Below are 12,290 nucleotides of genomic sequence, written 5' to 3'. Positions count from 1 at the left end.
AGATTGAAATACTCACATTTTACTCATTTTACGGTGCTTAACTTACTCATATTACTGCACTCAACAGCACATTTTCGACAGGATTCCGCACAATTTTTGCAATGCTCCATGTGTGCATGTTTTTCACATTCTTCGGCGCAAGCTGTACAAATTTCGGCGCATAATTTGCAGATTTTTTCCGTAAACTCACTTCCGCTTGCCATAGCCTGCATTGCAAATAAACAAATAGCTGCACAATCATGATCTAGTTTTATGCAACGCGCTAACATTTTTACGTCTTGCTCATTCAAGCATTCACTTTCGCAATGCGAACATTCTACTGCACATTCTGAACATGCATCGATACAATCTTTAAATTTTTGATGACTCATCTTTTTTAAATTTAAATTGCGAATTAATTTTCGCAGTTTAAAGGTAGCTTTTTAACTTGAAAAAGTATTGTGAAATTCTAATAAAAATTATATAATTCACACATTATCAGGAATGTATATTGGTTTGTAAAAAATGTAATTGCAAAAAAAGGACGCTTGTCTTTTAGAACAAGCATCCTCCATACAAATTTGAAATTTGAGTTTCTTAATAATTAAAAGTAGCACCTAATCCCATTCCCATATCACTATCATAGTGTGTAGTGATTCCAAAGTTTCTTTTGACAATGTAGCGTAAACCTGCCATATATTCTTTGTCGGTATTCCACATTAAATTCATTCGTAGTCTTTTTGAAACTGGAATGTCTTTTCGTTCAAACTGTAAACGTACATTTCCGTCGGTAAAAACTTCGGCTTGAGCGACTATAAGCATTGGTAATGTGTAATTAACCCCTGCACTAAAAACAGCTCTGTTGTCTTTGGTATTGGTTTGCCCAAAAAGATTTCTTTCTTGATTGTCTATTCCCCCTTTTCTATATCTCCAATCAAAACCAATGAAAGGCATTAGCCATTGCATTTTACCAATATATCGACCTATGTGGGTTTCGGTTTCGTAACCGTGCATATCATTGTATCCTAATCTCCATTCTGTTCCAATACTCCAACGTGTACTTTGATACATAGCTTCTCCATCGTTTCCGTTTGTTGCAAAATCATTTTCTGCCATAAAGTGAAAAGCTCTATCGTCAGCAAACAATTTTCGTCGTGCTAATTTAGGATCTGGTATTTCGGGATTTGGTGCTTGGTTTTCATAACTAAAAACCCTGCCCATTCCGCTCATCATGTGATACAAAATATGACAATGGAAAAACCAATCGCCTTCTACATTGGCATTAAATTCGAATACATCGGTTTCCATTGGCATTATATCCACAACGTTTTTTAGAGGAGCATAATCCTCTTGACCATTTAATAGTCTAAAATCGTGACCGTGCAAGTGCATTGGGTGTCGCATCATAGAATTGTTGTGAATTGTGATGCGAACATTTTCGCCTTTTTTAATTAATATTTTATCCGCTTCGGAAACCACTTTGTTGTCTAAACTCCAAACATAACGGTTCATATTTCCTGTCAATTCAAATTTTAATTCTCTTACTGGTGCATCTTTAGGAAGTATCGTTTTAGTTGGCGATTTTAACATTGCATAATTTAAGGTAGTAATATCCGAAAGCGCATTACTATTATAATCGGCTTCGGTCATTTTCATATCCTTCATTTTTTTATCGCTTTTCTTTTTTTGTTCTCCGGTAATTTCTGGGTACATTACTACATTCATATCCATTTGATTGTAGGACATATTCATTCCCATATCGTCTAAATCGCCGTTCATTTTCATCATCCCATTCATCATTTTCATTCCCTCAAAATATTTAAGCTTGGGAAGAGGTGTAATAAGTTGTTTGATACCATCCCCAATAAAATAAGAAGCTGAATACAATCTATCTTCGGTGGTGGCTAAAAATTCAAAAGCAGTTTTATCGGCAGGAATAGTAACTAGAACATCGTAAGTTTCAGAAACACCAACAATTAATCGATCTACTTCTACAGGTTCTACATCGTTACCGTCATTTGCAACTACCGTTATTTTTCCACCGGCATAAGTAAGCCAAAAATAGGAAGAAGCCCCACCATTAGATACGCGTAAACGTACTTTATCACCTGCTTTTAAAGGTTTTCCATCAATACTTTTCACATCCGTACTTTGCTTACCATTCATAAGGATTTTATCGTAAAATACATCGCTTACATCCATTGCATTCATCCTTTTCCATTCATTTTTTAATTTAACACCTAAATAACCTTGCTTTATGGCTTCTGTATAACTTTGGGTTGTTCCTTTTTTGATTGCTGGATAATCGTTTGCGTTGTGCAACATTCTATGTACATTTTTTGGATTTAGATCTGTCCATTCGCTCAATACTATAGGAACGGTTGGCAAATCATCAATACCCTTTCTAAAAGTTAGATCATCCGTTTTTTTATTCATAATAAATGAACCATACATTCCGATTTGTTCTTGCAATCCTGAATGGCTGTGGTACCAATGTGTTCCTTGTTGGATAATCGGAAATGTATATTTGTGTGTCGTGTTGGGCTTTATTGGCATTTGTGTTAAGTTTGGCACACCATCTTCTTTGTTAGGTAAAAACAAACCGTGCCAATGCAACGATGTTTCTTCATCCAGTTCATTATGTACATAAATTTCAGCGGTATCGCCTTCGGTAAATGTAAGTGTAGGCATCGGTATTTGTCCGTTTACAGCAATGGCTCTTTTAGGTTTACCTGTAAAATTTACGATGGTGTCTCGCACATATAAATCGTAACGCACTGTTCTTGGTGGTGTGTTGTTTTCAATTTTAGTTACGGTTTCTAGAGTTGCTTTTGTCATATCCATAATGCTCATATTATGATTTTGATGTGAAGCATTAGCATCCGTTTTCATATTGTCCATGCTACCCTTCTTTTCAGAAGTCTTTTTCATGGGAATTTGCATTTCATCATGCTTCTTCACCACCGTTTTTTTACCCGTTTTAGCTTTCTCCTTTATCAACGTCATTCCGCATTTAGGACATTTTCCCGGTTTGTCAGCGTGAATTTCGGGGTGCATTGAGCAGGTATACGTTGTGGGCTGCACCTTTTGCGCCTTTTCCTTTTTTGACATATCCATACCTTTCATATCCTGTGCATGGGCAAAGGAATAAATAGACATGATGAATATTAATACTATAATTTTTTTCATTTTTTTAAGTTTAAAATTGATTTACAAATTATTTTGGAGTTATTTATCTAATTCTTTAAGCTTTGCTTTCATTTGTTCAATTTCTGCCTGTTGGCTGGTAATAATATTTTTAATTAATTCCTTTATTTCAGGGTCGGTAACCGATGACTCTTTTCCCATTAATATTGCTGCGGCATGGTGTGGTATCATTGATTTTAAAAATTCTTTATCCCCAACTGCCGTCTGTTGCCTAATACCTGCAAAAAATAGAATCAAAGCAATAAAACCAGTGACAAGCAGTGAAATATTTAATTTCTTATTTCCATACATGCTACCCATCACTAGAAGTTCAATTATGAGCATCGGCATGGTCATCAGTCCAGCCATGTAAAATTGGTTTATATTGGGTATTACATTGGCAAAAACATCTACCATTGAATACATTAGTATGTACATCGCTATAAATGATAACACTATCATAATCGCTAATTTCTTGTACATAGTCAAACTTAATTCTTTTGAATGCTCTTCTGTTGTGTGTTTCATTTCCATATTTTTTTTTTTTAAATTAATTATTTTTTCAATAGTAACTCTAACTCTAAAATTTGTTTTTTAAGTGATTCAACACTTTTCATTTTTTTTAATTCTGCTATTGATAAAGCTTTTTTCCCTGCTTCAATTGCACTTGGATAGTCTTTTAGTTCCGTTGCTATTTTTTGTCTCAAATTAGGATAGTAAAAATTCTGCGGATCTAATTTTTCGGCTTCAATTAGCCAAGCTATTGCTTGTTTGGAATCTCTGTTTGTACTGTAATAATAGTTTGCCGCTTGAAATAATAAATTAGCATCAAGGATTTTTTCTTTAATAATGTTTTTATCTATTACTGCTAAAATAGTTTCATCTGCTTTGCTTTTTAATGGTATTTTTATTGTAGTATTTTCCCATATTAGTTTTAGAAATCCCTCCCCTTTGCTGTTAATGTCATTTATTTCGATTGTAAATGTTTCATGAAAATTGGGTGTACTTTCTACTGGAACTGTAAGACGAAAAACATCTTTTTTATCATCATATCCAGTTTCGCCGTGTAATGTTGTATCTGTATTTATAATTATTGTCCACTCCTTTTTTGAAGGTATTGTGAATATTGAGTAACTACCCATTTTTAAAGTAGTATTTCCAAACACAATATCTTCATTGGTAGTTATTGTAGTACAATCACTGGCGCCAGTTCGCCAGAGTTTTTCAAATGGCACTAATTCACCGAATATTTTACGGCCTCTTGCTAGTGGTCTGCTGTAAGAAACTTTGATTATTGTGCTTCCCAATTCTTGTTCAAACGATGCGGATGGACTTGGAGAAGTTAGTTTTATTTGAACTTTTTCTTGTGCCGAAATTATTAAAGCTTGCAAAATAAAGAAGTGTATTAGAATTACTTTTTTCATGGTTTTTGATTTTAAATTGATTTTACTGTTTTTTATTATTTTAAATTATTTTTTTATTTTCCTCCAAATTTTTCTAATAGTAGGCGATGAGATATACCAAAGTAAAAAACCACTTAAAACGGTTATTAACCCCAATAATGAAAAGACTCTTAACACAATATTATTCATATTGTCTCTACCCTCATAATCCATAGTATGGGTCATCCATAAAAAATCAAACCATCTCCAATCGCGGTGTCTAATCGTTTGAAAAGCACCATCATTTGCCGAAATATAGACCTTTAAATTATTCGGTTCCTGATAGGATATAACATAGGCTGGCAGTAAATGCTCTCTATATTCATGATGTTTCCCTACTTCTTTAATGAGTTGTATCTCTTTTGCTTTTAAACCTGATACAATATTTTTATCTGCAATTGCCAATGCTTCTTCTTTAGTGATACCCTTTTTTAATTTTCCCGTCTTGGCATTATAAAGCATCTTCCCATTAACCCAATAAAAAGGGTTCTTATTAAACTCCCTTAATTCTATCGATTGGATTGCTATTGAAGGATGGAGTAGGGAAGGGCTTATTAAACCCGAAAACGACTGCGCAACAATTCCTTTTTTATGAAATTGCATGCCATGAATGTCATCAATATTGGTCCAACTAAAATACAGACCACTAATGGTCCACATTAAGAACTGAAGACCTATAAATATTCCTAAATATCGGTGAGACTTTCTAATCCATTTTGCTTTTTTTCCTTTAATCATTTACCTTTTAATTTTTTTTTTAATTGTTAAATAAACTGAACCAACCTTAAAAATCGCATTAAAATTTCACTTATTTAAAACAGAATATATTTGAATATTCATAGCTTAATTTTCTATTCCATTCCGCCCGTTTCGGACAAATAACTTATACCATTCGGTTTTTTGCCTACTGCAATTGTATTAATTACTTTTTGAGTTGCCACCTCTATTACTGAAACAGTATTGTCACCACTATTGGTTACATAAACTGTTTTTCCGTCTTTGCTAATCACTACACCATGCGCTTTATTGCCTACGGTTATCGTTTTAATAACTTTGTTACTTGTTATGTCAATTACAAAAACTTTATTTGAAACAGGTCTACCCATTGTTTCCCCTTGATCGGCTACATATAACAATTTACTGTCTGGCGTGGCATATAATTGAATTGGACCTTGCGCATCATTTGGCAATTTTATTCTTGTTATTTGAGCATTTTTAATATCATATTTTACTACTTCTTTAGTATCATACAAACTCGCAAAAATAAATTTTTCATCTTGTGTAGTTGCAACTTGCACAGCCACTCCTCCCAGTGGAATGTCTGTTATTGTGCCATCAGAAATAGTAATAATCGACATACTTTTTGCATCCATATTTGCAACATAAAGTTTTCCGTTTTGATGTCTAAAACCGTGTGGTAAATATCCTTTTCCTAACTCAAATTTTTGAGTTATTTTATATGTTTTAGCATCGACTTGAAATATCTGATTTGTTTCATTTGCAGTTGCATAAGCATATTCAGATTTATTATCTAAAACTACATGAGCCAGATGTAAATCCTTACCAAGTTCAATACGCTTTTTTATTGAATTAGTGTTTGGATCGATTACTATCAATTGGTTTGTTGCTGTACTATCCATAGGTATTGCCGTCACCCAAACAGATTTTCCATCAGGTGCAACTTGTACGTTATGAGCCATAAACATCATTCCTGAAGAGTCACTAATTGATATTTCTGTATTTTTTGTGCTGTCCTGAAGGTTTATAACAGAAATGCTACCTCCATCCTCATTAGCTACGTATACTTTTGCTAATTGCATTGGTTCTTTAGGATTATTGCAGCTGCCTATTATTAAGCCAGTCACTACTAATACTACCATAATCTGAATTTTTTTTAGTACTGCAAGATTTTTCATTTTTTTATTATTTAAGTTGATTTTGCTATTTTTTCCATAATGGAATAATCTGAACCAAACTTGCAAATCGCATCACATTGACTTCGCAATTCAGAAAATAGTATGTATTTGATATTCATTTTTGAATTTTTAATAACAGGTCTATTCAATTGTTGTATCACATCTTTTTCGCGACTGTCCGGAATGATGATATAAAATACCTCTTCGCCATTGGAAATACTAAAATACAAGTCGGAAAGTCTTAAAATTCCAGAATAAATACTGGTGCTTTTTTCCACTTCAAATGCTCCAATAATATTGTTTGTCCCTTTTTTAAACCAAAGTACATCAATGAGTTTAATCGTATTTTGGGTGTCTTTATCTGTTGGTAATTCAGGAAATTTACTAATTGATATAAACGAAAAACTTTGACCATTGAATGCTTTGCTTTTATCATTACTGGCCGGAGTAACATCGTAACCTAATGAACTGCCAATTTTTAACAAATGGTATTGCATTTCGTTATGAAGGTTTTCTGCTAATTTTTCTTCCTGAATTTCTTTTTGGCGTTTTAGTATATTCTTTTCGAACTTTGTGCGTTCGTCTTCGCTTAAATATTCATCGTTACCAATTAGCATTTTTTGTGTTCCAATCTCAAAACACAATCCGGCAATCGCTCCTAAATCGTTAGATAATTCTGCTTTGTGTTTGCTGTTAGTTTCAATTAATGTTTCTCGGATTTTTAAATATTCTGTCCAACTTCCTAACTTCTTTTTGTCTTTGAATAAAAAATTAAATCCGTTGAGAATTGCCGTATTGAATGGCGGAAACCAAGTGGGGTGCAAGAAATATAAAATACTGGCTACCGCCGGACCTAAACCTTTTATTTTTAACTCATCCAATTTAACAATCTCTTTTATAATCTGTTCTTCGGTTTTGGCATTGATGCAGTTTTCGAGAAATTGGCCGAAAGCAATTTTATTGTTTGGATTTTCGTAAATATCTGGAATTCTTAATTTTGGTTTCCAATAAAAAGGATGTGCCACACCTACAAAAATTTGTTTTTGTTCTGCAATACAACTCAACACAAATTCTAAACTACTCCCTTTAAAATCATTTGGAAAAGTCTTGTCTTTGATATCGTCAATAACTTGTAAAATTCCTCTACGAATGGTTCGAAATGCTTTTAGCCTTTGGTCGTTATCGACAAACCAAGTATTATAAACACTTTCGGCATCGGTTTTGTATTGTTGGACTATTTGAGTAAGGTTATTCATTTTAATTTACCATATAAATTTCTATTCACATTTTCTAAAGTTTCAAACGTCTTAATCTTAACGCATTTACAATTACGGATACTGAACTAAAACTCATTGCCAAAGCTGCTATCATAGGAGAAAGTAAAATCCCGAAAAATGGATATAAAACTCCAGCTGCAATTGGCACACCTAAAACATTGTAGAAAAAGGCAAAAAACAAATTTTGTTTAATGTTACTCATTACTGCGTGGCTCAATTTTTTGGCTTTCACAATACCTTGTAAATCGCCTTTTACTAAAGTTATTTTAGCACTTTCTATCGCCACGTCAGTTCCGGTACCCATGGCAATTCCGATGTCTGACTGTGCTAATGCAGGGGCATCGTTGATGCCGTCTCCTGCCATCGCGACAATTTTTCCGAGGGATTGGAGGCGCTTAATTTCATTTAGTTTGTCTTCGGGGAGGGCTCCTGCGATGAATGAACTAAGATCGAGTTCGGCAGCGACGGCTTTTGCGGTGTTTTCATTGTCGCCCGTTATCATTATTACTTCAACACCCTGACGCATCAGTTCTTTTATTGCTTCTTTGCTTGTTTCTTTTATCTTGTCTGTAATGGTTACAAAACCCAAAGCAACCCCATCGATGGAAATATAAGAAACTGTTTTTCCTAGTTTTTGTTCGGCTACAATTTTATTTTCCAATTCATCAGAAACTGTGGCGTTCACTTGTTCCATTAGTTTTTTATTTCCGAGTGCCACTTTTTTATTGGTTACCGTCCCAATAACTCCTTTTCCAGCAATGGCTTCAAAATCGTTGACTTCGATTAATGAAATATTTTTTGCTTTTGCAAAATTGACTACGGCTTGCGCCAATGGGTGTTCGCTGTACTGATTTAAAGAAGCGATATTTTGCAATAGCCCATTTTCGTCATTTTGTAAGGAGAACACTTTTTCGACAGAAGGTTTTCCTTCGGTAATGGTACCTGTTTTATCAGTTATCAGAACATTTACCTTGTTCATATTCTCTAATGCTTCAGCATTTTTTATCAAAACACCTGATAGTGCTCCTTTACCTACGCCGACCATTACCGACATTGGTGTGGCTAATCCCAAAGCACAAGGACAGGCAATTATTAATACTGCAATGGCATTGATAAAACCATAGACTAGGGCAGGTTCCGGTCCAAATTTTGCCCAAACAAAAAAGGTTAAGACAGAAACTACAACTACAATCGGTACAAAATATTTTGCAATGCTATCCGCGAGTTTTTGAATGGGTGCTTTGGATCGGCTCGCATCATTTACCATCTTAACAATTTGCGAAAGCAAGGTTTCCGAACCAACTTTCTCGGCAATCATAACAAAGGATTTATTTCCGTTTATGGTTCCCGCTATAACTGAATCATCAATCTTTTTATCAACAGGAATAGGCTCTCCTGAAATCATAGATTCATCTATAGTACTTTCTCCATCAGTAATTTTTCCATCTACTGGAATTTTATCTCCCGGTTTTACTCGTAATAAATCTCCTTTTTTGATGTCGTGAATCGAGATTACTTTGTCCCCTCCTTCGATAACCAAAGTCGCTTCGGTGGGCGCTAATTTCAATAATTCTTTTATGGCACCGCTAGTTTGACTGTGTGCTCTTGCTTCTAATAATTGGCCTAACAAAACCAAGGTTAATATGACCGTTGTTGCTTCAAAATAAAGTAACACTGTGCCGCTTTCGGTTTTAAATTCATTTGGAAAAATATCAGGAAAAAACATGCCAACCAAACTAAACAAGAAAGCTACTCCAGTACCAATTCCTATCAGCGTAAACATGTTGAGATTCCAGGTAACAATTGACTTCCAAGCGCGAACAAAGAACATCCAACACGCATAAAAAACCACGGGAAGCGTCAAAATCAATTGTACCCAATTCCAGTATGAAATGCCCATTATCTTTTCTAACGGATTATTTGACATCATTTCTATAGTAGCTATTGCGAAAACAGGAATTGTAAAGGCTGTTGCTACTTTCATTTTCTTAAGCAAATCATTGTAAACCTTTTTGTCTTCACTATCTGTAGGTTCCATTGGTACTAAATCCATTCCGCAAATAGGGCAGGAGCCAGGTTCTTCTTTGATTACCTCCGGGTGCATCGGACAGGTGTATAATTTTTTAACCGCACTTAATTCATGAACTTTTTCTAAATTCATTCCGCATACTGGACAACTCCCGGGCTTATCGTAAACCTTGTCTCCTTCACAATGCATCGGACAATAGTATTTGCCTTGAGCATTACTTAGTGAAGGTATTGTATCCATGTTATCACTAGTTTTAGTACTGCAACACGATTTTGTTATTGGCTCATTGACAGTTTTGTGAGTTGTATCGTTAGCGCTACTCATTTCTATAGTGTACTTTCCAACGGTTGTTAATGCCTCTTGAAATTGATCCAGTGGAATGTGTTTTTCCATTGTTATAGTTGCAATTGGAGGATTCAAAGTAACCGTTGCTTGAATTCCATCGATGGCATTCAATGTTTTTTCCACTTTAGAACGACAGCTATCGCAAGTCATTCCGGTAATTTTATAGGTATGTATCATATGTTTTTTAAAATAAAATTTACTCTTTCATTTGGTGTTAATAATGGAACAAAAATGACTGGAAAACTTAATAAATTGTAAACCTCGAAAATTAATCTATGAATGGTTTTTTGTGCTTCTTCGTCTTCTGTTCTTGCATAGTCTTTTGTAAAAGGTAATCGGTCTAAAATAAAAATCTTTTTATAAGACACCCTCTTAATGGCATTAAGTAATTTTTCGTCATAATCAAGATTTAAAAACTGATAATAGGCCATCGCATCAGGAATAGCCCTGTCAAGAAAAACAGTTTCAATAGGTGATAATTCCGCTTCTTGTTCAATTTGCATATCTAGCACAGCTAATTGAAATTGTCTTTTATTTTCTCTTATTTCTTCTAGACTTTTACCTTCTTCCCTCATGCTATCAATGTAATGTCTGGCGTGTTCAATAGTTGTTTTGTAGCCCCTTTTCGATAACATATCAATTACTGTTGTTTTACCTGTACTAGGTCCACCTGTAATAACATACCAATTGGTATCTACTTTTTGATTGTCCATTTTCATCACTTTTAAAATTGCAAGTAGAACATAATTCATTCATACTAGTTTCAATTCGTTTTCTATTTATTATGGTTTTCAACCTTTGGCTATGATTTTTGCAAAGCACGCAGATCGAATATAATATTATTTTTGAACACGTGCCGTCTCAATAATACTATAGGTATGTGTCATTTCTTGCTAAACACTACATTTTCATTCCCTCCATAGGATCATTTCCTTTTCGGAATTTATATTCGCTATTTATGGCATACGCTCCAGTAATGACTACTTTTTTAGATGGATCCATTTCTGATTTAATTTCAATCATCCCATTGGTTTCTACTCCTGTTTCCACCATTATGCTTTCAAATACTCCTGGTCTTTTTTCAATCCAGATGTAAGAAGCATTTTCTTCCCTGATGACAGCATCAGTAGGTATGAATACTCCTTTTATATTGGATTGTGTCAATCTTGCAATTGCCTGCATTCCGGGTTTCAACAGCAAGTTTTGATTGGGCACTTCCATTCGAATTAAAAGCAGTCTGGTGTCTGGATTTATTTCAGGATTTATAAATGAAATTTTTGCGATTATAGTTTTATCAGGATAATCAGTAAATGAAACTTTGGCGTTTTGTCCAAGGTGCATGCTTTTTGCATAATTTATATTCACCTGTGTTTCGAGCCAAAGACTATTTAAATTTGCCAATTTAATTATACCAGTACCCTCCATTGCATAACTGCCTTCTGTTGCTATTATCTCCGAGATAGTTCCACTGCTATTACTATAGAAAATAGTGTACGGAGAAATCTCTTTACTCGATTTTATAGTTTCAATTTGGGCATTGGATAAACCAAAGAATAATAGTTTTTGTTTGGCAGCAATGAGCATCGTACGTGCATTTTTTCCAAAATCACCTGGCATGGTAAGTTGTTTGTATGCTGTGAAGTAATCTTGTTTGGCTATGGCAATATCTTCACTATACAATTGATATACTGGTTCGTTTTTAGCAACATAATCTCCGACCGTTTTGAAGTATAACTTTTCAATTCGCCCCATTGCTCTAGCAGAAATGGTGTTAATTTTTTCTTGATTAATTGTTAAAACCCCTGTATAATTTTGTTCTAAACTGCTTTGAGTTGTTGCGACAGTTTGCGTGATGATGTTCCCCAATTGGAGCTGCTGTTTACTCAAGCTTATCTCGTTTGCAGCTGTGTCGTCACTTTTTATTGGAGTTAACTCCATGTGGCAAATGGGACATTTCCCAGGCTTATCCTCCTTTACTTGAGGATCCATAGAACAAGTGTAAAAAACAGTTTCTTTACTTTTATGTGCGCTATGGTCTTCTTTGTTTTTAGTATTACAAGCTATACATACAGTAAGTAGTATTGATAGAATTCCTATTATATTTATCGTTTTCATA

The 12,290-nt window shown here is 34.3% G+C and carries 10 protein-coding genes; all 10 read right to left on the bottom strand.

Annotation, left to right across the window (positions count from 1 at the left end; translation table 11 throughout):
* Positions 1-23 precede the first annotated feature (23 nt).
* A complete protein-coding gene (locus ACZ2G0_RS12190; protein ID WP_099715367.1) occupies positions 24-371 on the bottom strand; it encodes a four-helix bundle copper-binding protein in 348 nt (115 codons plus the stop codon).
* 205 nt (positions 372-576) lie between these two features.
* The gene (locus ACZ2G0_RS12185) at positions 577-3,168 is read right to left on the bottom strand and encodes a multicopper oxidase domain-containing protein (protein WP_220485218.1); all 2,592 of its coding nucleotides are present in this window, start codon (positions 3,166-3,168) and stop codon (positions 577-579) included.
* A 39-nt stretch (positions 3,169-3,207) separates the two neighbouring features.
* Complete coding sequence (locus tag ACZ2G0_RS12180) at positions 3,208-3,693, bottom strand: DUF305 domain-containing protein (protein WP_225872940.1); 486 nt, start codon at positions 3,691-3,693, stop codon at positions 3,208-3,210.
* A 26-nt stretch (positions 3,694-3,719) separates the two neighbouring features.
* The gene (locus ACZ2G0_RS12175) at positions 3,720-4,589 is read right to left on the bottom strand and encodes a DUF2911 domain-containing protein (RefSeq protein WP_086452976.1); all 870 of its coding nucleotides are present in this window, start codon (positions 4,587-4,589) and stop codon (positions 3,720-3,722) included.
* A 45-nt stretch (positions 4,590-4,634) separates the two neighbouring features.
* Positions 4,635-5,345 (bottom strand): PepSY domain-containing protein, encoded by a 711-nt coding sequence (locus ACZ2G0_RS12170; RefSeq protein WP_113634458.1) that lies wholly within the window; start codon positions 5,343-5,345, stop codon positions 4,635-4,637.
* 113 nt (positions 5,346-5,458) lie between these two features.
* A complete protein-coding gene (locus ACZ2G0_RS12165) occupies positions 5,459-6,523 on the bottom strand; it encodes a YncE family protein (protein WP_417980978.1) in 1,065 nt (354 codons plus the stop codon).
* An 11-nt stretch (positions 6,524-6,534) separates the two neighbouring features.
* Positions 6,535-7,779 carry a hypothetical protein gene (locus ACZ2G0_RS12160; protein ID WP_417980980.1) on the bottom strand — a complete coding sequence of 415 codons (1,245 nt, stop codon included), beginning with the start codon at positions 7,777-7,779 and terminating at the stop codon, positions 6,535-6,537.
* Between the two features lie 34 nt (positions 7,780-7,813).
* A complete protein-coding gene (locus ACZ2G0_RS12155) occupies positions 7,814-10,351 on the bottom strand; it encodes a heavy metal translocating P-type ATPase (protein ID WP_099715373.1) in 2,538 nt (845 codons plus the stop codon).
* Positions 10,348-10,926: an AAA family ATPase gene (locus ACZ2G0_RS12150; protein WP_470307823.1), complete on the bottom strand. Its 579-nt coding sequence runs from the start codon at positions 10,924-10,926 to the stop codon at positions 10,348-10,350. Before ACZ2G0_RS12150 ends, ACZ2G0_RS12155 begins: the two co-directional genes overlap by 4 nt.
* A 148-nt stretch (positions 10,927-11,074) precedes the next feature.
* Positions 11,075-12,289 carry an efflux RND transporter periplasmic adaptor subunit gene (locus ACZ2G0_RS12145; protein ID WP_099715374.1) on the bottom strand — a complete coding sequence of 405 codons (1,215 nt, stop codon included), beginning with the start codon at positions 12,287-12,289 and terminating at the stop codon, positions 11,075-11,077.
* Position 12,290: the final 1 nt, after the last annotated feature.

Source organism: Flavobacterium sp. KKT103, from assembly GCF_055640565.1.
The sequence above is the reverse complement of the archived record's forward strand: the minus strand, read 5'-3'. Positions and strand labels throughout refer to the sequence as shown.

Bases quoted from the DNA above. Each gene is read 5' to 3' on its own strand.
- ACZ2G0_RS12155 (WP_099715373.1), bottom strand. From the start codon at position 10,351: ATGATACATACCTATAAAATTACCGGAATGACTTGCGATAGCTGTCGT.
- ACZ2G0_RS12185 (WP_220485218.1), bottom strand. From the start codon at position 3,168: ATGAAAAAAATTATAGTATTAATATTCATCATGTCTATTTATTCCTTT.
- ACZ2G0_RS12190 (WP_099715367.1), bottom strand. From the start codon at position 371: ATGAGTCATCAAAAATTTAAAGATTGTATCGATGCATGTTCAGAATGT.
- ACZ2G0_RS12175 (WP_086452976.1), bottom strand. From the start codon at position 4,589: ATGAAAAAAGTAATTCTAATACACTTCTTTATTTTGCAAGCTTTAATA.
- ACZ2G0_RS12165 (WP_417980978.1), bottom strand. From the start codon at position 6,523: ATGAAAAATCTTGCAGTACTAAAAAAAATTCAGATTATGGTAGTATTA.
- ACZ2G0_RS12180 (WP_225872940.1), bottom strand. From the start codon at position 3,693: ATGAAACACACAACAGAAGAGCATTCAAAAGAATTAAGTTTGACTATG.
- ACZ2G0_RS12170 (WP_113634458.1), bottom strand. From the start codon at position 5,345: ATGATTAAAGGAAAAAAAGCAAAATGGATTAGAAAGTCTCACCGATAT.
- ACZ2G0_RS12150 (WP_470307823.1), bottom strand. From the start codon at position 10,926: ATGAATTATGTTCTACTTGCAATTTTAAAAGTGATGAAAATGGACAAT.
- ACZ2G0_RS12160 (WP_417980980.1), bottom strand. From the start codon at position 7,779: ATGAATAACCTTACTCAAATAGTCCAACAATACAAAACCGATGCCGAA.
- ACZ2G0_RS12145 (WP_099715374.1), bottom strand. From the start codon at position 12,289: ATGAAAACGATAAATATAATAGGAATTCTATCAATACTACTTACTGTA.